Source organism: Streptomyces sp. SDr-06 (assembly GCF_003324565.1).
Classification (GTDB): Bacteria; Actinomycetota; Actinomycetes; order Streptomycetales; family Streptomycetaceae; genus Streptomyces.
Genome location: NZ_QOLA01000011.1, coordinates 160,462 through 185,635 on the forward strand (window position 1 = coordinate 160,462; position 25,174 = coordinate 185,635).

Annotated in this window: 23 protein-coding genes; 7 read left to right on the plus strand and 16 right to left on the minus strand. The window is 71.0% G+C overall.

Annotated features, from left to right (window positions below; translation table 11 throughout):
- Positions 1–9 precede the first annotated feature (9 nt).
- Positions 10–1,767, plus strand: a complete 1,758-nt coding sequence (locus DT019_RS22630; protein WP_114038707.1) for a GAF domain-containing protein — start codon at positions 10–12, stop codon at positions 1,765–1,767.
- Between the two features lie 171 nt (positions 1,768–1,938).
- On the opposite strand, the gene DT019_RS22635 is transcribed toward DT019_RS22630, so the two are convergent.
- A complete protein-coding gene (locus tag DT019_RS22635) occupies positions 1,939–2,808 on the minus strand; it encodes a Cof-type HAD-IIB family hydrolase (protein WP_223279712.1) in 870 nt (289 codons plus the stop codon).
- 207 nt (positions 2,809–3,015) lie between these two features.
- On the opposite strand from DT019_RS22635, the gene DT019_RS22640 reads away from it, so the two are divergent.
- A complete protein-coding gene (locus DT019_RS22640) occupies positions 3,016–3,912 on the plus strand; it encodes an LLM class flavin-dependent oxidoreductase (RefSeq protein WP_114038709.1) in 897 nt (298 codons plus the stop codon).
- A gap of 2 nt (positions 3,913–3,914) precedes the next feature.
- Here DT019_RS22640 and DT019_RS22645 read toward each other — a convergent pair whose 3' ends face one another.
- The 6 genes from DT019_RS22645 to DT019_RS22670 form a co-directional block, all read right to left on the minus strand.
- Positions 3,915–4,373 carry a hypothetical protein gene (locus DT019_RS22645; protein WP_114038789.1) on the minus strand — a complete coding sequence of 153 codons (459 nt, stop codon included), beginning with the start codon at positions 4,371–4,373 and terminating at the stop codon, positions 3,915–3,917.
- A 25-nt stretch (positions 4,374–4,398) separates the two neighbouring features.
- Positions 4,399–4,989, minus strand: coding sequence for an RNA 2'-phosphotransferase (locus DT019_RS22650; RefSeq protein WP_114038710.1), 591 nt, complete (start codon positions 4,987–4,989; stop codon positions 4,399–4,401).
- 307 nt (positions 4,990–5,296) lie between these two features.
- Positions 5,297–6,253 carry a MerR family transcriptional regulator gene (locus DT019_RS22655; protein ID WP_223279713.1) on the minus strand — a complete coding sequence of 319 codons (957 nt, stop codon included), beginning with the start codon at positions 6,251–6,253 and terminating at the stop codon, positions 5,297–5,299.
- Between the two features lie 11 nt (positions 6,254–6,264).
- A complete protein-coding gene (locus DT019_RS22660; protein ID WP_189389828.1) occupies positions 6,265–7,197 on the minus strand; it encodes a metal-dependent hydrolase in 933 nt (310 codons plus the stop codon).
- A complete protein-coding gene (locus DT019_RS22665) occupies positions 7,194–8,954 on the minus strand; it encodes an SDR family oxidoreductase (RefSeq protein WP_114038790.1) in 1,761 nt (586 codons plus the stop codon). Before DT019_RS22665 ends, DT019_RS22660 begins: the two co-directional genes overlap by 4 nt.
- An 11-nt stretch (positions 8,955–8,965) precedes the next feature.
- Positions 8,966–9,814, minus strand: a complete 849-nt coding sequence (locus tag DT019_RS22670) for a M24 family metallopeptidase (RefSeq protein ID WP_114038712.1) — start codon at positions 9,812–9,814, stop codon at positions 8,966–8,968.
- Positions 9,815–10,070: 256 nt separating this feature from the next.
- On the opposite strand from DT019_RS22670, the gene DT019_RS22675 reads away from it, so the two are divergent.
- From DT019_RS22675 to DT019_RS22690, 4 genes are read left to right on the plus strand one after another with little or no spacing between them, the layout of a single operon-like run.
- Positions 10,071–11,090 carry an ABC transporter ATP-binding protein gene (locus DT019_RS22675; protein ID WP_114038713.1) on the plus strand — a complete coding sequence of 340 codons (1,020 nt, stop codon included), beginning with the start codon at positions 10,071–10,073 and terminating at the stop codon, positions 11,088–11,090.
- Entirely contained in the window at positions 11,080–11,967 is an 888-nt protein-coding gene (locus tag DT019_RS22680; protein WP_114038714.1) for an ABC transporter permease subunit, read from the plus strand. The genes DT019_RS22675 and DT019_RS22680 overlap by 11 nt, the downstream gene beginning before the upstream one ends.
- Positions 11,964–12,875, plus strand: a complete 912-nt coding sequence (locus DT019_RS22685; protein ID WP_114038715.1) for an ABC transporter ATP-binding protein — start codon at positions 11,964–11,966, stop codon at positions 12,873–12,875. The genes DT019_RS22680 and DT019_RS22685 overlap by 4 nt, the downstream gene beginning before the upstream one ends.
- A 30-nt stretch (positions 12,876–12,905) precedes the next feature.
- Positions 12,906–13,625, plus strand: a complete 720-nt coding sequence (locus tag DT019_RS22690; RefSeq protein WP_114038716.1) for an ABC transporter permease — start codon at positions 12,906–12,908, stop codon at positions 13,623–13,625.
- A gap of 139 nt (positions 13,626–13,764) precedes the next feature.
- On the opposite strand, the gene DT019_RS22695 is transcribed toward DT019_RS22690, so the two are convergent.
- Complete coding sequence (locus tag DT019_RS22695; protein ID WP_114038717.1) at positions 13,765–15,036, minus strand: CynX/NimT family MFS transporter; 1,272 nt, start codon at positions 15,034–15,036, stop codon at positions 13,765–13,767.
- Positions 15,037–15,248: 212 nt separating this feature from the next.
- The gene (locus DT019_RS22700) at positions 15,249–15,932 is read right to left on the minus strand and encodes a FadR/GntR family transcriptional regulator (RefSeq protein WP_114038718.1); all 684 of its coding nucleotides are present in this window, start codon (positions 15,930–15,932) and stop codon (positions 15,249–15,251) included.
- 90 nt (positions 15,933–16,022) lie between these two features.
- On the opposite strand from DT019_RS22700, the gene DT019_RS22705 reads away from it, so the two are divergent.
- A complete protein-coding gene (locus DT019_RS22705; RefSeq protein WP_114038719.1) occupies positions 16,023–16,709 on the plus strand; it encodes a rhomboid-like protein in 687 nt (228 codons plus the stop codon).
- Between the two features lie 317 nt (positions 16,710–17,026).
- On the opposite strand, the gene DT019_RS22710 is transcribed toward DT019_RS22705, so the two are convergent.
- The 7 genes from DT019_RS22710 to DT019_RS22740 all read right to left on the minus strand — a co-directional run bounded on the left by DT019_RS22710 (position 17,027) and on the right by DT019_RS22740 (position 25,170).
- A complete protein-coding gene (locus DT019_RS22710; protein ID WP_189389832.1) occupies positions 17,027–17,851 on the minus strand; it encodes an HAD family hydrolase in 825 nt (274 codons plus the stop codon).
- Positions 17,848–19,137 carry a serine--tRNA ligase gene (gene serS / locus DT019_RS22715; RefSeq protein WP_114038720.1) on the minus strand — a complete coding sequence of 430 codons (1,290 nt, stop codon included), beginning with the start codon at positions 19,135–19,137 and terminating at the stop codon, positions 17,848–17,850. The genes DT019_RS22710 and serS overlap by 4 nt, the downstream gene beginning before the upstream one ends.
- A gap of 628 nt (positions 19,138–19,765) precedes the next feature.
- Positions 19,766–20,701: a prephenate dehydratase gene (gene pheA, locus DT019_RS22720; protein WP_114038721.1), complete on the minus strand. Its 936-nt coding sequence runs from the start codon at positions 20,699–20,701 to the stop codon at positions 19,766–19,768.
- A 96-nt stretch (positions 20,702–20,797) separates the two neighbouring features.
- Positions 20,798–22,078 carry an iron uptake transporter deferrochelatase/peroxidase subunit gene (efeB, locus tag DT019_RS22725; protein WP_114038722.1) on the minus strand — a complete coding sequence of 427 codons (1,281 nt, stop codon included), beginning with the start codon at positions 22,076–22,078 and terminating at the stop codon, positions 20,798–20,800.
- An 11-nt stretch (positions 22,079–22,089) separates the two neighbouring features.
- Entirely contained in the window at positions 22,090–24,015 is a 1,926-nt protein-coding gene (locus DT019_RS22730) for a copper resistance CopC/CopD family protein (protein ID WP_114038723.1), read from the minus strand.
- A 28-nt stretch (positions 24,016–24,043) separates the two neighbouring features.
- Positions 24,044–24,514 (minus strand): copper chaperone PCu(A)C, encoded by a 471-nt coding sequence (locus DT019_RS22735; RefSeq protein ID WP_114038724.1) that lies wholly within the window; start codon positions 24,512–24,514, stop codon positions 24,044–24,046.
- On the minus strand, positions 24,511–25,170 hold the full coding sequence (locus DT019_RS22740; RefSeq protein WP_114038725.1) for an SCO family protein: 660 nt from the start codon (positions 25,168–25,170) through the stop codon (positions 24,511–24,513). The genes DT019_RS22735 and DT019_RS22740 overlap by 4 nt, the downstream gene beginning before the upstream one ends.
- Positions 25,171–25,174: the final 4 nt, after the last annotated feature.

Sequence of the window (25,174 nt, forward strand, 5' to 3'; positions counted from 1 at the left end):
TCTCAAGACATGCCAGTGCCGCCAGACCCGAAGAGGCCGACGGGCCACCAGGACGTCACGGACCTGGACCGCCAGGACCAGGATCCGCTCGAAGCGGCGACCCGGGCCACCCGCAGCCTGCAAGGGCTCTCGACGGAGCTCACCGCTCGTGTGCCGCAATTGCTGGAGGCGATGCGCTCGGTGGGGACCGGCCTTGAGCTGCACTCCACGCTGGACCGGATCTGTGAGACGGCCGCCGAGCTCGCCTCCGCCCGCTACGCGGCCATCGGGGTCGTCGACGAGGAGGGCCGGGGGCTCTCCGACTTCGTGACGTACGGCGTGAGCGACGAGGAGGCCCGAGCGATCGGACACCGGCCCGATGGGCACCGCGGGCTGCTCGGCTGGCTGATCCACCACCCCGAACCGCTGCGGCTCGCCGAGATCTCGGCCGATCCCCGCTCCGCCGGAGTCCCCCCGAACCACCCCCCGATGCGCACCTTCCTCGGCGTTCCCATCCGCGTGCAGGGCGAGATCTTCGGCAATCTCTATCTGACCGAGAAGCACGAGGGGGCGCAGTTCAACGACTACGACCTGCACATGGTGCGGGTGCTGGCCACCGAGGCCGGGATCGCCATCGGCAACGCACGGCTCTACGAGGCGGCCCGCCAGCGCGAGCGGTGGATCGACGGCTCGGTCGCCGTCACCACGGCCCTGCTGTCGGGGGGTGACGCGGACGACGCCCTGGAGGTCGTCGCCGAACAGGCCCGCCACCTCGCCGTCTCCGACGCCGGAATAGTGCTGCTGCCCGCGGCAGAAGGCGGACTGGAGATCGTCGCGGTCTCCGCCGACAACCCGCGCGTCTCGCTCGGCATGGTGATCCCGCCGGAGAGCCCGGTCGTCTCGACCCTGCTGGAGGGCGAGGCGGTCTTCGTCGACGACGCCGCCACCGACCCGCGCATGATCACCAAGCTCTCGGAGCGGTACGGGCCGAGCATGCTGCTGCCGTTGCAGAGCGGTGGCCGGGTCCTGGGCGCGCTCGCCACGCCCCGGGTGCGCGGCGGGCGCCCCTTCACCGAGGCGGAGCGGACGCTGGCCAGCCAGTTCGCCTCGCAGGCCGCGCTCGCCCTGATGATGGCCGAGGCCCAGCGGGACCGGGAGCGGCTCGCGGTGTACGAGGACCGCGACCGGATCGCCCGCGACCTGCATGACCTGGTCATCCAGCGCCTCTTCGCCACCGGGATGATGCTGGAGGGCGCCCAGCGCAAGTCGGTCGTGCCCGAGGTGCAGGGGGGCATCGGCAAGGCGGTCGACGAACTCGACGTCACCATCCAGGAGATCCGCACCGCGATCTTCGCGCTCCAGCAGGGCCCGGCCGAGGCTCCCTCAGGGCTCCGGACCCGCGTCCTGCGGGAGATCAACATGGCGGCGGTGCCGCTCGGCTTCAAACCGGCCCACCGCTTCCTCGGAGCCATCGACACCCTGGTCGGCGAGCTGACCGGCAAGAACCTGATCGCGGCGCTGCGCGAGGCGCTCTCGAACGCGTTCCGGCACGCCGAGGCGTCCCGGATCGAGGTCGTCGTCGATGCCACGGCGCAGCTGCCGGACGGCAGCGCGGGCGTGCGGCTGACCGTCGCGGACAACGGGGTCGGGATCCCGCCGGGCGGCCGCCGCAGCGGACTGCGCAACCTCCAGCGGCGTGCCGAGGCGCTGGGCGGATCGAGCTCGTACGGACCGGGCCTGGGGGACGGCGGAGGCGGCACGACCGTCGTCTGGGAGGCGCCGCTCTGAGCGGATGAGACGGTCGGCCCCGGGCTCAGATACGCCAGGTGGGCGGAGCCGCATGACCGCGGAAGGTGTGTTTCACGTGAAACACACTCCGGCCGCGCGACGATCCCCTGGCGGGCCCGCCCGCTCTTCTTGTGGCGCGGACCATCACAGAGCGGGCCTCGCGCGGCTCGCTCAGAGCGCCTTGAGGATCTGCTCGATCACGACCGCCACGCCGTCCTCGTTGTTGGCGGCGGTGCGTCCGGAGGCGGTGGCCAGGACGTCGGGGTGGGCGTTGCCCATGGCGTACGACGTGCCCGCCCAGCTCAGCATCTCCATGTCGTTCGGCATGTCGCCGAAGGCCACCACCTCGGTGGGCGAGATGCCGCGCTCCGCGCAGCACAGCGCCAGTGTGGAGGCCTTGGAGACGCCAGCGCCGCTGATCTCCAGGAGCGCCGTCGGGCTGGACCGGGTGACCTCCGCCCGCGCTCCGACCGCCGTGCGGGCGAGCGCGAGGAAGTCGTCGGGGGTCAGTTCCGGGTGGAACGCGAGAACCTTGAGCACCGGCTGGTCCGCCGTGTCCGCGTCCTCGGCCAGCAGCTTCTCGGCCGACGCGACGCTCGCCGCGGGGTCCATGTGCAGGGGTGGGTAGGCGAGTTCGTGGTGGAAGCCGCCGGTGCGCTCGACCGCGAAGGACGTGCCGGGCACGGCCGCCCGCAGCAGGGTCACGACATCGAGGGCGGCGGCCCGCTCCAGCGGCCGCACCTTCACGAAGAGGTGCCCGTCGCTCCCGCCGTGCAGGTCGACGACGGCCGCGCCGTTCCCACAGATGGCCAGGCCGTGGCCGTGGACATGGGCGCTGACGACGTCCATCCAGCGGGCCGGGCGGCCGGTGACGAAGAAGACCTCGATGCCCGCCTCCTCGGCGGCGGCCAGTGCCGCGACCGTACGGTCCGACACGGACTTGTCATCACGCAGCAGAGTGCCGTCCAGGTCGGTCGCGATGAGCCGCGGTGCGGTGGGCACGGGGCGGATGGCCGGGGCGGGGTCCGTAGCTGAGGTCACCGCCCCATTCTCCCGTATCCACGCGCACGGGCGTGCGAGCGGACGCACATCTGAGAGCGTTGAGCGGTGCGCCCGGGGCACGAGGGGGCGTACGGGACGCAGGGGGCGCTTGGGTCGGAAGGGGCTGGGGAAGCGCCGTGCTCAGGTCCGTCGCGCAAGGGGCCCGGGTGTCCGTCGGGGCACCGGTGGACGACGTAGGGTCGGAGTATGCGTCTGAGCACTGTGATTCTTCCGGTCCGCCGCTGGCACGAAGGCGGTCGCGACGAGTGGCTGCGCGCCGAGGAGCTGGGCTTCCACACGGCGTACACCTACGACCACCTGTCCTGGCGGACGTTCCGCGACGGCCCGTGGTTCGGGGCGGTGCCGACGCTCACGGCCGCGGCGGCCGCGACCAGCCGGATGCGCCTCGGCACCCTGGTCACCTCGCCGAACTTCCGGCACCCGGTGACCCTCGCCAAGGACCTGATCACGCTCGACGACGTGTCGAACGGCCGGATCACCCTCGGGATCGGCGCGGGCGGCAACGGCTTCGACGCCACCGCGCTCGGCCAGGACACCTGGACGCCGCGCGAGCGGGCCGACCGGTTCGGCGAGTTCGTGCCCCTGCTCGACCGCCTGCTCACCGAGGACTCGGTGACGTACGAGGGCACCTTCTACTCGGCGGTCGAGGCACGGAACCTGCCGGGCTGCGTCCAGCGGCCCAGGATCCCCTTCGCGGTGGCCGCGACCGGCCCGCGCGGGCTGCGGCTCGCGGCGAAGCACGGGCAGGCGTGGGTGACCACGGGCGATCCGAAGCTGTTCGAGACGGGGACGCCCGAGCAGTCGATCGAGGCCATCCGCGGGCAGATCAAGAAGCTGGGCGAGGCCTGCGACGAGATCGGGCGCGACGTGGACGAGCTGGACAAGATCCTTCTCACCGGCTTCACCCCGCACCCCGGCCGTCCGCTGGAATCGCTCGACGCGTTCGTCGACTTCGCGGGGCGGCACTTCGAACTCGGCTTCACCGAGATCGTTCTGCACGCGCCGATCCCGGACTCCGACTTCGCGGCCGACCCGAAGGTTTTCGAGCGGATCGCGACCGAGGGACTCGCGCAGCTGCGCTAGCCCTATTTGCCGCGGACGTGCGCGCTCAGCCACGGGGTGAGCGCGCCGAGCAGCACCAGTTCCTTGTACGTCTCGTCGCCGGGCAGGGGCACGACCAGCCACCAGCCCGGTGGGAAGAACCGGCCGCGCACGTGGGCGAGCCCGCCGTAGACGGACCGCAGGAAGGCCGGCACGGCATCGCGCGGCACGTCGTCGAACCGCACGCCGTCGACGGTGACTTGGGCGTCGTCCTCGGGATAGACCCGTACGGACACCGAGGGCGAGCCGCCGAGTTCGACGTACGCCTCGTGCGGCAGCGAGCCGTCCGGGTCGAGCACCGCGAAGACCCCCGCCGACGTGCGGCGGGAGGTCCGGTCGGCGCCGATGTCGTCGGTGACCTCGACCGTCAGCCGGTGTTCGTCGGCGATCGCGCGGATCGCGGTGACCACGGACTCGGTGGTGGGCAGATGCGGATGGGGCATGGGGCCGATCATGCCAAGCACCGGCTCAGCCCGGCAGCCGCAGGTACCGCGGCGGTACGGAGTCGGTGAGCCAAACACCGTTGGCGCTGACATGGAAGACATGGCCGGCCCGGTGCATGGCGCCGGCGTCGACACTCAGCACCACCGGGCGGCCGCGACGGGCGCCGACCCGGGTCGCGGTCTCCCGGTCGGGCGAGAGGTGGACGTGGTGGCGGGCCATGGGGCGCAGGCCCTCGGCGCGGATCGCGTCCAGATTGCGGGCCACGGTGCCGTGATAGAGGTACGCGGGCGGTTCGGCGACCGGCAGGTCGAGGTCGACGGTCACGGTGTGCCCCTGGCTGGCCCGGATCCGGTCGCCCTCCACCGCGAAGCGCCGCTTGTCGTTGGTGGCCACCACGTGGTCGAGCTCGGCGCGGGTGATGGGGAAGTGATGCGCGGCCGCGGCCCGCAGCAGCACATCGATCTCCACCCAGCCCTGGGGGTCCAGCGTGAGGCCGATGCGTTCGGGTTGATGGCGCAGGTGCTTGGCCAGGTATTTCGACACCTTGACGGTGCGCCGGTCGTCCGGGAGTCGCCGCGTACCGTCGCGGCGCGGCTCCGGCGGGGTTCGTGTCATGCCGTCAGGGTGCCGGGGCGGGCACGCTCCCGGCACCCCGATTTTCTCCGTCCCGGATGGGCGACGATCCATCTTCCCCAGCGAGTGCCCTTCGGCTTCCACGGCAACTGGCTCGGCGCTCCGGACGGAGCCCATGAAAAGGGTTGGTTGTGACGCCAATCACCCTGTAAAAAACCGCAGTTGGGTTTGTTCCACAGTGAAGTCACTTTATCCACAGGGAATTTGACCTGACTGTGGACAACGTGCGCCCGATAAAAGGAGTTTAGGCAACTCTGCTAAAAGCGTGCCCATTTGGGATGAAGTGCACCTAGGTGCTACTGCGCGTTGGGAGTGAGAGGGCGTCCAAGGTGCGTGCCTGGACCTCGCGTTCGGTGGCCGCGGCGATGAACGCCGACACGTTGTCCTGGCCCACCAGGTCCCGAACCGCTCGCAGGGTGGCCGCGGGCAGGGTGACCGGGCCGGGGTCCGGGGTGGCGGGGGGCACGGCGGGGGTGCCCAGGTGCTTCTGGAGGTGGCGAGTCGCGAAGAGGCGCATGGCGCGGGCCAGTTCGGCGTCGACGGTCTGCTGGGCCAGGGGGCGCAGTCGGCGTACCAGGTCGGCCGCTTCCGCTGCCTCGGCGTCGGTCGGGGGGTGATGGCCCAGGTAGCGGGCGAAGACGTGTTCCGCGGTGAAGTCGAGGAAGCGGGCCGCTATGTGCTCGACCTGCCCGCGCAGCTCACGCAGGTGTCCGGAGATGGCGTCGAGCGGCACACCCGCCGCGTGCAACTCGGCGGCCACCGCCAGCTCTTGGGGGCTGGGTACGAGGAACTCGGCGTCGTTGTCCGGGATGCGCTCCAGGATGCCGAGCTCCACCGCCTCGGCGACGGCCTTGTCGTCGGGGACGCCGCCGAAGGTCTCGTCGAGATCGGCGCGGGAGATCCGGGCGGCCTCCTCGTCCGTCCAGGGGCCGTTGACCTCGGCGACCAGACCGAGCACGCCGCCGAGCCCCCGTCCGGCGTCCCAGGCCTCCAGGAGTTCCTTGATGGAGGCCAGGGTGTAGCCCCGGTCCAGGAGATCGGCGATCTGGTGGAGCCGTGCGAGGTGGGCGTCGCCGTACACATTGGAGCGGCCGCGCCGTTCGGGCCGGGGAAGCAGGCCGCGGTCCTGGTAGGCGCGGATGGTGCGGACCGTGGCGCCGCTGGCGTGCGCCAGGTCCTCGATCCGGTACTCGGCCGGTGCCGTCGCCGGCGGGGCCACCTGCTGAAGTGCTGACTGCCCGGACAAACCCACTCCCTCTACCCCAAGGCGGCACGGCCCACGGCGCCCGCCGCCGCTCGGGCCGCCGGCGAGGTCGCGAGGTATTCGACGGCCTTGCGCAGGGAGCCCTCCTGCGAGGGATGGTACGACCGGCGGAAGTAGCGGGGTATGGCCGAGCCCAGCTCCTTCCAGGTCGGCAGCAGGCCCCGGCGTACGGCCCGGTTGTGCTCGCGCAGCGAGTAGCGCGGGCGCCCGGCCAGTTGGGGGTCGTGCCGGATCAGATAGGAGGCGCCCCACACCCACAGCCACAACAGGACCGGGGCGACCACGGCCATGCCCTCCACCCGGCGGGCGTACCGGGGCAGGCCCGTGCCGCCGCAGTGCTGGTACATGTCGAAGGCCACCGCGCGGTGTTCGACCTCCTCCGCACCGTGCCAGCGCAGCAGGTCCAGCATGACCGCGTCGGAGCCTGCCCGGTCCAGGCCCTCGGCGTGCAGCACCCAGTCGCCGAGCACCGCCGTGAACTGCTCGATGGCGGCGATCAGCGAGAGGCGGAAACGCAGCCACTCCTGGGTCGGTATCGGAGCCCCGAACGGTGGCGCCTCGCCGAGGAGCTTCTCGAAGAGGAAGTCGACGTGCCGCGTGTAGGCGCCGGTGTCGAGCCGCTGGTGCGCCAAGTGGTCGAGAACGTAGGCGTGTTGGACGCTGTGGGTGGCTTCCTGACCCATGAAGCCCTTGACGTCCTTGAGCAGCGCCGGGTCGTCGACCAGTGGCAGGGCCTCCTTGAAGACCTTCACGAACCAGCGCTCGCCCGCCGGGAGCAGCAGATGGAGCACATTGATCACATGGGTGGCGGTGGGCTCGTCCGGTATCCAGTGCAGCGGCGTCCGGTCCCAGTCGAACGAGACGCGGCGCGGGGCGATCCGGTAGTGCTCCTCGCTCGCGGTGCCTTCTCGGCGCTCCCTGCTCACAGCGGCGGCTCCAATCGGGCGATCGCGCGCAGCGTCCTCGGGGCGAACCGGGACAGGAGGTGGGCGCCGCGCGCCTCGGGTGTCACCGGCACCACGGCCTGGTTCTTCACCACGGCGCGCAGGATGGCCGAAGCGACCTTCTCCGGCGGGAAGTTGCGCAGCCCGTACAGACGCGAGGTCTTCTTCTGGAGGCGCTTCTCCTCCTGGGCGTCCGCCCCGGCGAAGTGCGTGGTCGAGGTGATGTTGGTGTTGACGAGGCCGGGGCAGATCGCCGAGACGCCGATGCCCCGACCTGCCAGCTCGGCGCGCAGGCACTCGCTGAGCATCAGCACCGCGGCCTTCGACGTGCTGTAGGCGGGCAGCGCCCGGGAGGGCTGGTAGGCGGCGGCGGACGCGGTGTTGACGATGTGGCCGCCCTGGCCGCGCTCGGCCATCTGCCGGCCGAAGATGCGGCAGCCATGGATGACGCCCCACAGATTGACGTCGAGGACCTTCTTCCAGTCCTCGGCCGTGGTGTCGAAGAAGGAGCCCGACAGTCCGATCCCCGCGTTGTTGACCAGGACGTCGACGACGCCGTACTCGGTGGCGACCTTCTCGGCGAGCTTCTCCATCGCCTGCTCGTCGCTGACGTCGACGGCCTCTCCCCAGGCCTCGGGCGCGCCGATCAGGCGGGACATCTCCGCGGTCCGGGTCGCTCCCTCCGCGTCCCGGTCCACGGCGACGATCCGCGCCCCCGCCTCGGCGAACGCGAAGGCGGTGGCCCGGCCGATGCCGCTCGCCGCACCCGTCACCAGGACGAGCTGGCCGCCGAACCGGTCGGCGTACGGGCCGGTGGCGACGGTGTCCCGCGCGGGCGTGCCGTCCTCGTTGGTGCGGACGAACTCGCTGATCCAGGCCGCCAGTTGATCGGGCCGGGTACGCGGGACCCAGTGCTTGGCCGGAAGGGTCCGGCGGATCAGCTGCGGAGCCCACTGCTCCAGTTCGGCATACAGCTGGGGCGAGAGGAACGCGTCGTCGAGCGGCGTGATCAGCTGGACGGGCACATGGGCGAAGGCGTCCGGGCGCGGGCGGCGCAGGCGGGCGCGGACGTTGTCCCGGTAGAGCCAGGCGCCGTGCGCCGCGTCCTGCGGAAGGGAGCCCGTGGGATAGCCGTCGGCCGGCACCTTCTCCAGGCGCTGGAGCATGCTGGGCCACCGCTTGCCGAGCGGCCCGCGCCAGGCCAGCTCGGGCAGGACCGGGGTGTGCAGCATGTACACGTACCAGGACTTGGCGCCCTGGCCGATGAGCTGGGCGGCCCTGCGCGGCGTCGGGCGGCTCATCCGGTTCTTGATCCAGTGCCCGAAGTGGTCGAGGGAAGGGCCCGACATGGAGGTGAAGGAGGCTATCCGGCCCTGGGTGCGCTGGACGGTCGCGAACTCCCAGCCCTGGACCGAACCCCAGTCGTGGCCGACCAGGTGCACCGGCCGGTCCGGACTGACCGCGTCCGCCACGGCGAGGAAGTCGTCCGTCAGCTTCTCCAGCGTGAACCCGCCGCGCAGCGGGGCCGGTGCCGTGGAGCGGCCGTGCCCGCGGACGTCGTAGAGCACCACGTGGAACCGTTCGGCCAGCCGCTTGGCGACCTCGGACCACACCTCCTTGCTGTCCGGGTAGCCGTGCACCAGGAGCACGGTGGGCTGGGACGCGTCGCCCAGTTCGGCGACGCACAGCTCCACGCCGCCGGTCCGCACCCAGCGCTCGCGGGCTCCTTCGATGGTCACGCTCTCCACGCTCACGCCGCCTTCTCCTCGGCCCAGCGCCGCACATGCGGCAGATCGTCGTCCAGCCAGAACGCGCTCTGTTCGGGGTCCCGGGAGTCGGTGACGACCAGGATCTCCTCGAACTTCGCGCCCGTACCCCGGAAGCCGAGGTGCGGCTCGACCGCCCACAGCCCCGGCCGGGGCGGGTGGTCGGAGAACCGGTACGGCGACCAGAGCGGCGACCAGCCGTCCCGGTGGCCGTGCACCGCGTCGCTCGCCAGGCCCTTCAGCGCCTGGGTGCCGAACCCGAACACATTCGGCGACCAACGGCGCTCCTTCACCTGGTCGATCTTGTGGGCGATGACGCCGAACGGATAGGCGCGATGCCGGTTGGCGTATCCCTGGCGGACCATGAGCCGGTCCACGTCCTCGTAGATCTCGCGCAGCGGCCGTTTCTCCCGCACCTCGCGCAGGATGAGCGCGCGGTGCGCCTCCAGGTCGGCGAGCAGCCGGTCGTGCACCGGGTTGAGCCCCAGGCAGCCCGAGTAGCCGATGTCCGCGGTGAAGCCCTGGTAAACCGGGGCCATGTCGAGGATGAACGGCATCCCCGCCTCAAGGCGCCGGTTGGTGGGGAAGAACTGGAGCGGGATGCGGAAGTTCACGAACGCCGTGCGGTCGCCGAACCAGGCGAAGGGCAGATGGAACCAGTCCCGCACGCCGCGCTCGCGCAGCCACTCCCGCTGCATGCGCGCGGCCTCGCGCTCGGTCACTCCCGGCTTGAGCTGGGCCGCGACGGCCTCGGCGCACGCGTACGCGAGGCTCTGTACTTCCCTGAACCCGCGCAGCCGTGCGTCGGGTTCAGCCTGCAGTGCCGATGGCATCCGTCCACCCCTGTCGCCCTACGCGTGCGTAACTTGACACTGATGAATGTGACAATGCCCGGCGGCTGCGTCAAGGGTGCTGCACCAGGCTGTGGACAACGGGCCGGTTGTGGACAACTCCGTGCCCCGGGAAGGTGAGCCCATCAGCCTCTCGTACGGGTCCCCTACGGGTTCGTACCTCTGGAGTCGGACATGGATCCAACCTCCTGGGCTGACGATTCGTGTGGCCTGCGCCACTACCGTCGATGACGTGACTGTGATCGCGACCGAAAGCCTGAGCAAGCGGTTCCCCCGGGTGACCGCGCTTGACCGGCTCTCGTTGGACATCGGCCCCGGTGTGACCGGGCTGGTGGGCGCCAACGGAGCCGGCAAGTCCACGTTGATCAAGATCCTTCTTGGTCTCTCGCCCGCCACGGAGGGCACCGCCGCCGTGCTCGGCCTGGACGTTGCCACCAGTGGCAGCGCCATCCGCGAGCGGGTGGGCTACATGCCGGAGCACGACTGCCTGCCACCCGACGTCTCGGCCACCGAGTTCGTCGTGCACATGGCGCGGATGTCGGGCCTCCCGGCCACCGCGGCCCGTGAGCGGACCGCCGACACGCTGCGCCACGTGGGGCTCTACGAGGAGCGCTACCGGCCCATCGGCGGCTACTCGACCGGTATGAAGCAGCGGGTCAAGCTCGCCCAGGCGCTCGTCCACGACCCGCAGCTGGTCCTCCTCGACGAGCCGACCAACGGCCTCGACCCGGTCGGCCGCGACGAGATGCTCGGCCTGATCCGCCGCATCCACACAGACTTCGGCATCTCGGTCCTGGTCACCTCGCACCTCCTGGGCGAGCTGGAGCGCACCTGCGACCACGTGGTGGTCGTCGACGGCGGCAAGCTGCTGCGCTCCAGCTCCACCAGCGACTTCACCCAGACCACCACCACCCTCGCGGTCGAGGTCACCGACTCCGACACCCACCCCGACGGCACCGAGGCGGTGCGCAAGGCGCTCACCGCTGCCGGGATCACCCTGCAGGCGGGGGTGGAGGACGGGCTGCCGGGCGCCGGTCACATCCTGCTCGTCGAGGCCACCGGCGAGGAGACCTACGACACCGTCCGCGACACCGTCGCAGACCTCGGCCTCGGCCTCGTCCGGATGGAACAGCGCCGTCACCACATCGCCGAGGTGTTCCAGACCCCGGCGCGGGAGCCGGTCTCCGAACGCGCCGCCGCGTGGGCAGCCACCGCGGCCGGCGCCGAGCAGAAGGGAGCCGGTCGCGATGGCAACTGACAGCGTCCAGACCCAGATCCACAACATCGGCTACCGCAACTACGACGGGCCGCGCCTGGGCCGGGCCTACGCCCGCCGCTCGCTCTTCTCGCAGTCCCTGCGCGGCGCGTACGGCCTGGGCCGCAGCGCCAAGTCCAAGGTCCTGCCGATGCTGCTGTTCGCGGTGATGTGCGTGCCCGCGGCCATCATGGTCGCGGTCGCCGTCGCCACCAAGGCCAACGACCTGCCGGTGCAGTACACGCGGTACGCGATCTTCCTTCAGGCCGTCATCGGGCTTTTCATCGCGGCCCAGGCGCCGCAGACCGTCTCGCGCGACCTGCGGTTCAAGACGGTGCCGCTGTACTTCTCGCGGCCGATCGAGCGCCTCGACTACGTCCTGGCCAAGTTCGCCGCCATGGCGTCGGCCCTGTTCATCATCACGGGCGCGCCACTGGTGATCCTGTACGTCGGCGCTCTGCTCGCCAAACTCGACTTCGCGGACCAGACCAAGGGGTTCGCCCAGGGGCTGGTCTCGGTGGCACTGCTCTCGCTCCTCTTCGCGGGCCTCGGCCTGGTCATCGCGGCCCTGACGCCGCGCCGCGGCTTCGGCGTGGCCGCCATCATCGCCGTACTGACCGTCTCCTACGGGGCCGTCTCCGCGGTCCAGGCCATCGCCTTCAACCAGGGCTCCCCCGGAGCGGTCCAGTGGCTCGGCCTCTTCTCGCCCATCACGCTCATCGACGGCGTGCAGACCGCGTTCCTCGGGGCGAACACCAACTTCCCCGGCGGCCACGGCCCGGGATCGGGCACCGGAGCGGTCTACCTGCTCGTCGTCCTCGCGCTGATCTACGGCTCGTACGCCGTGCTGATGCGCCGCTACCGGAAGGTCGGGCTGTGACCACCCTCGACATCGACCACACCTCGCGCTGGTTCGGCAACGTGGTGGCGGTCAACGACGTCACCATGACGATCGGCCCCGGCGTGACCGGGCTGCTCGGCCCCAACGGTGCCGGAAAGTCCACGCTCATCAACATGATGGGCGGTTTCCTCGCCCCGTCCACGGGAACGGTCACGCTCGACGGCGAGCAGATCTGGCGCAACGAGTCCGTCTACCGGAAGATCGGCATCGTCCCCGAGCGGGAGGCCATGTACGACTTCCTGACGGGCCGCGAATTCGTCGTCGCCAACGCCGAGTTGCACGGCCTCGGCGCGAAGGAGGCCCAACAGGCGCTGGCCACCGTCGAGATGGAGTACGCGCAGGACCGCAAGATCCAGACGTACAGCAAGGGCATGCGCCAGCGCGTGAAGATGGCCTCCGCCCTCGTCCACAACCCGTCGGTGCTGCTGCTGGACGAGCCGTTCAACGGCATGGACCCGCGCCAGCGCATGCAACTCATGGAGCTGCTGCGTCGGATGGGGGCCGAGGGGCGCACGGTCCTGTTCTCCTCCCACATCCTCGAAGAGGTCGAGCAGCTCGCCTCGCACATCGAGGTCATCGTCGCGGGACGGCACGCGGCCAGCGGCGACTTCCGCAAGATCCGCCGCCTCATGACGGACCGGCCGCACCGCTATCTGATCCGCTCCAGCGACGACCGCGCACTGGCCGCGGCGCTGATCGCCGACCCGTCGACCGCCGGGATCGAGGTGGACCTCAAGGAGGGCGCGCTGCGCATCCAAGCCGTCGACTTCGGCCGGTTCACCACGCTGCTTCCGCAGGTCGCCAAGGCCCACGGCATCCGGCTGCTCACGGTCTCGCCGTCCGACGAGTCCCTCGAATCCGTCTTCTCCTACCTCGTAGCGGCCTGAGCGCCTCCAGAAAGGAGCGGTGACGTTCCCATGTACAACCCGACCGTCGCCCGGCTCACCTACCGGGCCCTGCTCGGCCGCCGCCGGGCCGCCATCCTCTTCGTCCTGCCCGCCCTGCTGATCGTGATCTCGGCGGCCGTACGGTCCTTCAGCGGCGCCGACGACCAGGTCACCGCCGATCTCCTGGGCAGCTTCGCGCTGGCCACGATGGTGCCGCTGATCGGTGTCATCGCGGGCACCGGAGCGATCGGCCCGGAGATCGACGACGGTTCCATCGTCTATCTGCTGGCCAAGCCGGTGAAGCGCTCCACGATCATCGTCACCAAGCTGATCGTCGCGATCGCCGTCACGATGGCGTTCTCCGCGATCCCGACGCTGATCGCCGGATTCATCCTGAACGGCAACGGCCAGCAGATCGCGATCGCCTACACCGTGGCGGCGCTGGTCGCCTCCATCGCGTACGCCGCGGTGTTCCTGCTGCTCGGCACCGTCACCCGGCACGCCGTGGTCTTCGGCCTGGTGTACGCGCTGGTGTGGGAGTCGCTGTTCGGCAACCTGGTGCCCGGCGCGCGCACCCTGAGCGTGCAGCAGTGGTCGCTCGCCCTCGCCCAGAAGATCGGCGAGAACGGCGTGATCTCCTCCGACGTGGGCCTGCCGCTCGCGGTGACCCTGCTGGTGGGCGTGACCGCCGTGGCCACCTGGTACGCGGGCCAGAAGCTGCGCACCCTGAAGCTGGCCGGGGAGGAGTGACGGGGGTTTCCCGGACAGGGACGGGGCCCGGCGCCACTCCGTGGCCGCCGGGCCCCGCCGCTTTGACCACGGCGTCGAGCCGGCGGCCGTCGCCGCCGAGACGGGGGCGTTGTGTTGCCGGTCCGCTGTGCGGCCCCGGCTAGACCGTCCGGTCCCGGGCCGCGAAGAGGCCCACCGTCAGGGCCGCCGCGCACACACAGAGGACCAGCCCGATCGGCACGGTCCAGCCGCCCGTCGCCTGGTGCACCGCGCCCGCCGTGATGGGGCCGACGGCCGCCAGCAGATAGCCGACCGTCTGGGCCATGCCGGACAGCCGGGCCGCCGTCCGCGCGTCGCCCGAGCGCAGCACGATCAGCGTGAGGGCCAGCCCCACCGCCCCGCCCTGCCCGATGCCCAGGACGCCCGACCACAGCCAGGCGCCGCTCACCGGGGCGACCATCAGGCCCGCGTAGCCGGCCGCGACCAGCGAGGTGACCAGGACGATCAGCGGGCGCTGGCTACGCATGCGGCCGGCCAGGAGCGGGACCCCGAAGGCGCCCGCCACCTGGATCAGGTTGTTGAACGCGAAGATCACGCCCGCCGTGGACCGGCTCATCCCGTGGTCCGTGAAGATCGTCGGCATCCAGGCGATCAGCACGTACGACCAGAGCGACTGCAGTCCCATGAAGAGCGTGACCTGCCAGGCCAGGGCCGAGCGCCACACGCTCCTGCCCGCGCCGGACAAGGCAGGGGCCGCCACCCGGACCTCGTGGCCCGTACGACCGCGCGCGATCAGCACCTGCGGCAGCCAGGCCACCGCCGCGAGGACCGCGAGCAGCGACCACACCGCCAGCGAGGCCTCCCAGCTGCCGCCGAACGCCTTCTCCAGCGGGACCGAGGACGCCGCCACGACCGTCGCGCCCGCGATCATCGCGCCGGTGTAGACCGACGTCATCGACGCCGCCCTGTCCGGGAAGTCACGCTTGATCAGGCCGGGCATCAGCACGTTGAGCAGGGCTATCGCGGTGCCGACGAGTACGCCTCCGCCGTACAGCGCCACCGCGGAGGGGGCCACCCGCACCAGGATGCCGACGGCCAGGAGCAGCAGCGCGAACAGCAGCACCGGCTCGCTCCCGAAGCGGCGGGCCAGCCACGGCGCCACCAGGGCGCCGAGCCCCAGGAACAGCACCGGTACGGAGGTCACCAGGCTGCTCGCCGTCGACGACAGGCCGAACGACTGGCTGATCTCGCTCACCAGCGGCGACACGCTGGCCAGCGCCGCCCGCATGTTCACCGACGCCAGCACGATCCCGACCAGCAGCACCACCGGATGCGCCAGCAGCGCCCGCCGCGCGGCGGCGCCCTGTGGCGAGGGCCGTACATCGGCCTCGGCATCGGGCAACAGCAGGCGATCAGCATCCGGGCGTGACAAGACAAGGCACCTTTCGTGGACGGCCCTTGGGCCTTGGAGCCCTGGCCGGTGACAGCCGGAGGGCAGCGGCCGGGGGGCGGATTGCAGAGGTCGGATCGCTGAGGTCGGATCGCTGAGCTCAGAAGTCGGCGGTCAGTGCTCGGCGTTCAGATTTGGGAGTTCAGCTGTCAGATTTCAGATGGGGGATTGTGTGCGGGGCCCGGGCCTTGGTGTCAGCCGCTCCGGCGGGCCGCCACCGCCCGGACCGCCTCCAGCGGCTTGCGCAGCAGTTCGCGCACGGCGTGCTCCGCGGCCCTGGGGTCGCCGCTCTCGATCGCGTCGACCAGGGCCTCGTGCGTGTCCAGGTCGATCGCGGGCATCTCCTCGTCGCGCAGCGAGGTGATCAGGCTCTCGTGCACCTGGACCGAGAAGAACCGGTAGACCTCGATGAACGCCGGGTTGTGCGTGGCCTGCACGACGCCCAGGTGGAAGGCCATGTCGGCGTCGGCGGCGCGGTCGCCGTGCTCGCGCAGGGTCTGCAGGGCGCCCCGCAGCGCCACCATGTCGGCGGTGTCCCGGCGTTCGGCGGCGAGCCGGGCGGCCTCGGCCTCCAGAGCGACGCGGAGTTCGAGCACGTCGAGGGCGTCGGCGGCGCGAATGCCCTGGAGGACGGCGGAGGGATCGGCGGTGGAGCGTACGAAGGTGCCGTTGCCCTGGCGTGATTCGAGCAGCCCGGCATGGACCAGCACCCGCACGGCCTCGCGGACCGTGTTGCGTCCGACGGCCAGCTGCTCGGCCAGCTCGTGCTCGGTCGGGATGCGGTCGTCGACCGCCCACTCGCCATTGGTCAGCTGGGCTTTCAGCTGATCGACCACGGTGTCCACCAGGGACTGCCGTCCCGCCGTCCGCAGCGCCACGCCGCTCACTCCATTCACCCGGTTGCCCAGTCATCCTACAACTGCCGCGCCTTTGCTTCGCTCCACAGGGTTTCGCGACATCATCTAGGGATGACGACCCTGCTCCCCCGTGGCACCGAGCACGCGCGGCCGGTGCGCTCCTGGGTGCGCTCGGCGCCCGGGACGCACATCTGGCTGTTGACCATCGCCATCACCAGCCTCGTCATCCAGCTCTCCACCCAGGGCCTGGAGCGCTTCCTGCTGCACCGCAACAGCAGCAACATCCACGAGCTGACCAAACACCCCGTGCAGTCCCTCTTCACCAGTGCCTTCTGGATCGAGAACCCGTCCTCGCTCCTGCTGTACCTGGTGCTCTTCGAGGTCGTGCACGCCACGGTGGAGCGCTGGCTCGGCACGCTGCGCTGGCTGTGCACGGTCGTGGTCGGCCATGTCGTGGCGACCCTGATCAGCCAGGAGTACGTCCTGTGGTCGATCCAGAACCAGCACCTGCCCAAGCGTCTCGCGCACGCCATGTCGCACGTCGTGGACATCGGGGTCAGCTATGGGCTGGCCGCGGCGCTGGGCATCCTCGTCTACCGGCTGCCCCACCCCTGGCGCTGGCTGTACCTCGCGGGGGTGGCCGCGTTCTTCGGCATCCCGCTCGCCACCGGTGGCACGTTCACCGACCTCGGCCATGTGACCGCGCTGTGCATCGGCTTCGCCTGCTGGCCGCTGACCCGGGGCGTGCCCACCCGAAAACCAGTGGCGCCCAACGACCGTGCCCGGCACAGTGGTTGACGCAGCCGGACGCGGAACACGCGAGCCCGCCGGACGGGGGAAGAGCACGACGACGACCGCGCGGACGCGTCCGAGAAGGACCGTACGGGCAGGTGCGACGTGCTCCTGGCGGGGCGGCGCGGGGCAGGCATCGGAGTAGCACCGACGACTCCGACGGGCCGCCCGCGGACGGCTGCCCGGGGCGGCCGCTTCGAGCGCGCATCACGCGCGAGGCCGCCCCTGCGACATGGGTGAGGGGCGCCTGCCGGGAGCGGGCGCCCCTTCCGCGCATCCTCCGGTCGGCGTCCGCGGGCCGACCGCGAGGCCGGCTCGGGTGCCTACCGCCCCTGAAGCAGCTCTTCCAGGACCACGGCGATGCCGTCGTCCTCGTTCGACGCCGTGATCTCGTGGGCCACGGCCTTCAGCTCGTCGTGGGCGTTGGCCATCGCCACGCCGTGCTCGGCCCAGCCGAACATCGGGATGTCGTTGGGCATGTCACCGAACGCGATCGTGTCCGCCGCCTTGCAGCCGAGCCGGCGCGCGGCCAGCGAGAGGCCGGTCGCCTTGCTCAGGCCGAGCGGCAGCAGCTCCACGACGCCCGCGCCCGCCATGACCACGTCGACCAGGCTGCCGACCACCTGCCGCGTGATCGCCGCGAGCGCGTCGTCGTCGTACTCGGGATGCTGGAGGTAGACCTTGTTGAGCGGGGCCGACCACAGCTCGGCGGGGTCCTCGAAGAAGCGGACCGGAAGCGGACCCTCCTGCACCTGGTAGCCGGGGCCGACCAGGACCTCGCCGTCGATGCCGTCGCGGCTCGCGGCGAGCGCCAGCGGGCCGATCTCCGCCTCCACCTTGGACAGCGCGAGGCCCGCGAGCTGGCGGTCCAGGGTCACCGACGTCAGCAGCCGGTGCTCGCCGGCGTGGTAGACCTGCGCGCCCTGGCCGCACACCGCGAGCCCCTCATAGCCGAGGTCGTCGAGGATGTGCCGGGTCCAGGGCACCGCGCGGCCGGTCACCACGATGTGCGCGGCGCCCGCCGCGGTGGCGGCCGCCACCGCGTCACGGGTGCGCTGCGAGACCGACTCGTCGGAGCGCAGCAGCGTCCCGTCCAGGTCGGTCGCGATCAGCTTGTACGGGAACGGGCGCTCCACGGCGGTGCTCACTTGGAGATCGGCTCCAGGACCTCGCGGCCGCCCAGGTACGGACGGAGCACGGCGGGGACCCGCACCGAGCCGTCGGCCTGCTGGTGGTTCTCCAGGATCGCCACGATGGTGCGCGGGACCGCGCACAGCGTGCCGTTCAGCGTGGCCAGGGGGGCGACCTTGCTCTTGCCGTCGCTGGTGTCGCGCATGCGGACCGACAGGCGGCGGGCCTGGAAGCCGTCGCAGTTGGAGGCCGAGGTCAGCTCGCGGTACTTGCCCTGGGTGGGGATCCACGCCTCGCAGTCGAACTTGCGCGAGGCCGAGGCGCCGAGGTCGCCGGTGGCGACGTCGATCACCTGGAAGGGCAGCTCAAGCGCGGTCAGCCACTGCTTCTCCCAGTCCAGGAGGCGCTTGTGCTCGTTCTCCGCGTCGTCCGGATGGACGTAGGAGAACATCTCGACCTTGTCGAACTGGTGGACCCGGAAGATCCCACGGGTGTCCTTGCCGTACGTGCCGGCCTCGCGGCGGAAGCACGGCGAGAAGCCGGCGTAGCGCAGCGGCAGCCTGTCCGCGTCGATGATCTCGTCCATGTGGTACGCCGCGAGCGGGACCTCGGAGGTGCCGACCAGGTAGTAGTCGTCCTTCTCCAGGTGGTACACGTTCTCGGCGGCCTGGCCCAGGAAGCCGGTGCCCTCCATGGCGCGCGGGCGGACCAGGGCCGGCGTCAGCATCGGGATGAACCCTGCCTCCGTGGCCTGCGCGATCGCCGCGTTGACCAGGGCCAGCTCCAGGAGCGCGCCGACGCCGGTCAGGTAGTAGAAGCGCGAGCCCGACACCTTGGCGCCGCGCTCGACGTCGATGGCGCCCAGCGCCTCGCCGAGCTCCAGGTGGTCCTTGGGCTCGAAGCCCTCGGCGCCGAAGTCGCGGATGGTGCCGTGCGTCTCCAGGACGACGAAGTCCTCCTCGCCGCCGACCGGCACGTCCGTGTGGACGATGTTGCCGAGCTGGAGGAGCAGCTGCTTGGCCTGCTCGTCGGCGTCGTTCTGCGCGGCCTCGGCGGCCTTGACGTCGGTCTTGAGCTGCTCGGCCTTCTTCAGGAGCTCGGCGCGCTCCTCGGGCGTGGCCTTGGGGATGAGCTTGCCGAGCGCCTTCTGCTCGGAGCGCAGCTCGTCGAAGCGGAGGCCCGAGGACCTGCGCAGCTCGTCGGCGGAGAGCAGGGCGTCGACGAGGGCGACGTCCTCTCCACGGGCGCGCTGGGAGGCGCGAACACGGTCGGGGTCCTCACGGAGCAGGCGAAGGTCAATCACCCCTCCAGGCTACCGGTGCGGACTCCCGGCACCCCACCGGATATCCCCGGCCCTCTCACCCGCGTGTCGCTTTGTCCGAATTGACCGAATTAGGAAATCTGGCCCCGGAATTCCCGGGCGCGGTGTCAATAAAACCGCTGCTATCCCCCGGAAAGAGGCGCTTTCCGGACGGTCGTTGACCGACTCCCTTGCCGCACACAGGACTTGTCCACAGAAGTGCACAGCCCCGGAGACTTATCCACAGGCTGTGCGACTGTCCTGTGGACTTCGGAAGGGATCGTTCCGAAAGCCGCATGAGGGACCGAGGTTTCCCCTCTCAAACCCGTTCCACACACTCATTCGGGTGGGAATTGCTCGCTCTAAAGAGTTGATCAATGGAATTGAGGTGACAGAGGATGCCCTGGCGGCCTGTGGACTGATGTGTCGTCACTAGAGGGATTTGTCGACTGTGTCCAGTTGTGTTGTCGACTTACCCACAGGTCGAGAAGAGAGCCTGTGGATAACTTTGTGGACAACGAAAATCAGCAGGTAGGACCGGCCGCCGCAGCGTGCGCGGAGCTGGGGACAGCCTCGGGGGAAGCGCCCGACCGGCCCCCGGACGGGCGCCGCGCACGGCAGCCGTGTGGCCTTACGCGCGCCCGTCCTGGCAGCGGGCCAGCCAGTCGGCCGCCTCGACGAACTCGGCGTCCGAGGTGCCCGCGCGCAGCGGCCGTACGTCGTCGAGCGTCACCTCGGCCCGCGGATAGGAGCCGAGGAAGCGCACCTCGGGGCAGATCCGCCGCAGCCCCATCAGCGCCTCCCCCACCCGGCGCTCCGAGACATGGCCCTCGGCGTCGATGGCGAAGCAGTAGTTGCCGATGCCCTGGCCCGTGGGCCGGGACTGGAGCAGCATCAGGTTGACCCCGCGCACCGAGAACTCCTGGAGGAGTTCGAGCAGGGCGCCCGGGTGGTCCTCGCGCTGCCACAGGACCACCGAGGTCTTGTCGGCCCCGGTCGGCGCCGCCGGGCGGGCCGGACGGCCGACCAGCACGAAGCGGGTCTGCGCGTTGAACGCGTCGTGGATGTCGGTGATCAGCGGTTCCAGGCCGTACGTCGCCGCCGCGAACTCGCCCGCGAACGCCGCGTCGTAGCGTCCCTCCTGGACGAGGCGGGCGCCGTCCGCGTTGGAGGCCGACGACTCCCACAGGGCCTCGGGCAGGTTCGCCTTCAGCCAGTTGCGGACCTGGGGCTGGGCGGCCGGGTGCGCCGTGACCGTCTTGATGTCCGCCAGCGTCGTCCCCGGCCGCACCAGCAGCGCGAACTTGATGGAGAGCAGCACCTCGCGGTAGATCATCAGCGGCTCGCCCGAGACCAGCTCGTCCAGGGTGGTGGTGATGCCGCCCTCCACCGAGTTCTCGATGGGGACGAGCGCCGCGGCCGCCTCCCCGCAGCGCACCGCGTCCAGGGCGGCCGGCACGGAGACCATCGGGACCAGTTCGCGGGTCGCGGCCTCGGGGAGGGTGCGCAGGGCGGCCTCGGTGAACGTGCCCTCGGGACCCAGATAGGTGTATCGCGTGGCGGACATGCACGTCACACTAATGGCCCGAACTCACCGGCACCCACCGCTCCCGGCGGCCGTCCACCAGGTGTGCCCCGGCCTTGGACCCGGCCGGGCGGCCGGTCAGGCCTCCAGGAGCCGCTGGCCCACGTACTCGCCCGCCCGCGGGCCGCCCGGCACCGCGAAGAGCCCGCTCGCCTCGTGCCGTAGGAACGCCGACAGCGCGTCCCCCCGGTCGAGCTTGCGCTGCACCGGCACGAAGCCCCTGACCGGGTCGGCCTGCCAGCAGACGAAGAGCAGGCCCGCGTCCGGGGTGCCGTCCGCGGCGATGCCGTCGTGGTAGGAGAAGGCACGCCGCAGCATGGCGGCCCCGCCGTTCTGCTCCGGCGCGGCGATGCGCGCGTGGGCGTTCTCCGGGATCACCAGCTTGCCGTCGGGACCGAACTTGTCGAGCTGCATCTTCGACGTCTCCGTACCCCCCGAAAGAGGGGCGCCGTTCGACTTCTTGCGGCCGATCACCTGTTCCTGCTGGGTGAGCGGCAGCTTCTCCCAGGTGTCCAGCAGCATCCGGATCCGGCGGACCACCGCGTACGAGCCGCCCGCCATCCACGCGGGCTGTCCGGTGTCCGGCACGAAGATCCGCTGCTCGAAGTCGGCGTCCGAGGGCTTGGGGTTGCCGGTGCCGTCGATCTGGCCCATGAGGTTGCGGGCGGTCATCGGCTTCCCGGTGGCGCCCGGGGTGCGGTTGAAGCCGTTCATCTGCCAGCGCACCTTCGCCGCCGCACCGGCGTCCTGCTGGATCGCGCGCAGGGCGTGGAAGGCGACCAGTGCGTCGTCGGCGCCGATCTGCACCCACAGGTCGCCGTTGGAGCGCTTCGGGTCGAGCTGGTCGGAGGAGAAGTCGGGCAGCGGGTCCAGCTGGACGGGACGCCGGTCGGTCAGCTGCGTACGGTCGAAGAAGCTGTGGCCGAAGCCGAAGGTGACGGTCAGCGAGGAAGGGCCCGCGTCCAGGGCCACGCCGGTGTCGCCGCTGCCCGCCGGCTCGCCCGCCATCAGGGCCTTGGCCGTCGCCGACCAGCGCCGCATCAGGGCGGCCGCCTCCTTGCGCCCGGCGCCCGGGGCCAGGTCGAAGGCGATCAGATGGCCGGTCGCCTGAACCGGAGTGGAGATCCCCGCTTGATGTTTCCCGTGAAACATCACCTCCGTGGCACCGACCGACGTCAACGGGCTCGCGCTGTCCGGCGATTCGACGGCCGCGTACGCCCCGGCACCGCCCGCGGCGCCCAGCGCCAGGCCGGCCACGCCGACCCCGCCCACGGTGGTGAGCAGCTTGCGCCGGGAGAGGTCGAGAGGGGCCTCGGGGGAGGTGGCCTGAGCCCGATCGGAGTTCTTGGTCTCGCTCATGTCAGTTCTACTCAGCCCATCTTGACGTTCTTGTCCACGGTGGTCTCGTCGATCTCCGAGGTGCGTACGGTCACCGCGATCTGCCAGTCGCCCGCCATCGGGATCTGGACGCCGCTCGCCTTCCACTGTCCGGCGGCGACGCGGTCGGGCACGACGGGCAGCGGCCCCACCGACTTCGCGGCCAGGGTGAAGGCGACCTTCACCTCGGGGGCGTCCTTGGGTTTGCCGTCCGGGTCCTCCAGCGCGACCTGGAGGTCGTTGGAGCCGGTCCGGCCCGGGTCGAGGGTGAGCTTGACCGTGCCCTTGCCGTTCGGGCCGCCGGTGTCGAACGGCAGCCGGATGTCGACGGGCCGGTCCGCGACGGCGACCTGGGTCCCGGCCTTCGCCCGGTCCACCGCCTCCTGGGTGCGGGCGGGCTCGGTCGAGGTCAGCACGGTCGTCACGGCGAGCAGCACCACGGCGACGCCGGCCTCGGCCAGGACCGTGCGGCGCAGCCCGGTCCGCTCGGGGTCGGCGTCGCGGATCCGCTTCTCGCGGGCGGTGCTCATCGCGGCCCGCTGGCGGGCGAGTTGAGCCGACCGCTTGGCGTCCTGGCCGTCGTCGGGGACGGTCACGGGCTCCGGCTCGCTCGCGCGCTGCTCGACGACCAGCGCGGCCTCGGCCTCCGGCGCGGTGTGCTCCGACAGGCGCGCGGTCCAGCGCCGTGAGACCGACGCGGTCGCCACGACCACGGCGACCAGGGCGACCTTCACCAGCAAGAGCTGCCCATAGGCGGTGTCGACCAGCGCCGAGAAGGTGCCGACCTGCCGCCAGGACTGGTAGAGCCCGGTCGCGACGAGAACGATCACGCTCCAGAACGCGATGCGGGAGAAGCGCAGGACGGCGGCGCGCTCGATGCCCGGGGCGCGGTAGAGGGCGACCAGCAGGGTGACGAGTCCGCCGAGCCAGGCCGCCACGGCCAGCAGGTGCACGACGTCGACGGGCATGGCGACGCTGGGCTGGAGACCCGTCGAGGCGTGCTCGGCGAGTGCCCAGGTCGCGGCGAGACCGGCGGCGACGACGGCTCCGCCGATGGCCAGGCCGAAGGTGAGGTCCTTCTTCTCGTCCTTCTCGCTCTCGTCGTCCCGTCTGGCGTACGCGCCGAACAGGACCGACACGAACAGGGCGGCGGCGCCGAGCAGCAGCAGCCGGGAGATGAGGGCCGCGCCCGGCTTGGTCTCCAGGACGGCCCGGAGCCCGTTCAGGTCGAAGGCGTCCGAGAGCTTCCCGGAGCCGGTGTAGGGGGTGCGGAGCAGCAGCATCGCGAGGGTGGCCGCGGTCATCGTGAGCCAGCCGCCGACGACGACGCGCTGCACCGGGCCCACGCCTGCCCCGCGCCGCCAGCAGGCGAGCACGAAGGCGGCGCCGCCGGTGAGCAGCACGAAGCCGCCGTACGCCGCGTACCGCGCGATGCCGTAGAGGACGCCGACCAGGCCGCCGCCCACCTGCCGGGTGGGGACGACCGCGGTGGTCGCGGAGGGGGCGCCGATGGAGAAGGTGAAGGCGCCGGAGACCGGGTGGCTGTCGGCGGAGATGGCCTGCCAGGCCACCGTGTAGGTGCCGTTGGGGATGCCGGTGCGCAGCCGGACGCCGTACTTGACGACGTCCCCGCTGCACAGGTTGACGAGTTCGGCGGTGTCCGACCGCTTGCCCGTCGGGTCCAGGACCCGGATCGAGTTGGCGTCCAGGGCGACGCCCTCGGAGAACGTGAGGGCGACCTGGGCGGGAGCGGTCGCGACCACCGCCCCCTCCTTCGGGTCGCTGCCGGTCAGTGCGGCGTGCGCGGACGCGGGCACGGCGCCCGCGAAGAGCGCGCCGAGCAGCGCCACCGTGACGAGCAGCAGCCGGGTCAGGGGCCGGCTCGCGGTGGTACGAAGGCGTGGGGCGGTGGCCGTCATGTCAGTCCCTCAAGTCCCTCTGGTTACCTCAGTGGTGCTTCGGGTTGTAGGTGGCTTCCTTCACCGGGAGGTCGACCTTGACCGGGTCGGCCTTCTCGAAGTGCAGCTCGACGCTGACCTTCTCGCCCTGCTTCGGCTTTTTCTTGAGACCCATGAACATGATGTGGCTGCCGCCGCGTTCGAGGTTCAGCTCGCCGCCAGCCGGGATGTCGAAGGACTTCACCTCCTGCATCTTCTGGTTCTTCGTCTCGTGGATCGTGACGTTGTCCGACAGGTCGCTGGTGACCTTGGTGAGCTTGTCGGCGGTCTTGCTGTCGTTCTTGACGACGAGGAAGCCGCCGGCCATGTCACTGGTCGGCACCGGCATGAACGCGTCGCTCACCTGGAGCTTCGGCTTGGCGTCGGCGCTGTCGGAGCAGCCCGCGAGGGCGAGGCCCGCGGACAGGGCTATGGCCGCGGCGACGGTGGTGCGGACGGCGTGGGTGGTGCGGCGGTTCACGGGTTCTCCCCCTTGATGATCTTCGGCAGGTCCTTGGTGTAGTCGGCCACGGTCGCGTCCTCGCCGTAGAGGACGTAGCCCTGGTCCGTCTTCGGGGAGAAGGCGATGACCTGGGCGCCGTGCATCGAGACGACCTTGCCGTCCTTGTCCTTGGTGGCCGGGTCGATGCCGATGCCCAGCTGGCGGGCGCCCGCCTGGATGGTGGCGAAGTCGCCGGTCAGGCCGATGAAGGACGGGTCCTGGCCCTTGAGCCACTTGCCGAGCGAGGCGGGGGTGTCGCGCTCGGGGTCGGTGGTCACGAAGACGACCTGGAGCTTGTCCTGGTCGGCCTTGGGCAACGCCTTCTTGGCGACGGCGATGTTGCCCATGGTGAGCGGACAGACGTCCGGGCAGTTGGTGTAGCCGAAGTAGATGAGCGTCGGCCTGCCCTTGGTCTCGGCGCGGAAGTCGAACTTCTTGCCGTTGGTGTCCGTGAGGACGAGGCCGGGCTTGGTGAACGGCCGGTCGAGCAGCGTCGCGGCCTGGGTCTTCGCCGAGGCGGAGACATCGGCGACAGGGCTGTTGGAGCCGCTGTCACCGCTGCTTCCGCACGCGGTCAGGGTGAGCGCCGCTGCCGCCGCGAGGGCGGCGGCAGTCAGCGCGGTCTTGGTGCGCATGGGG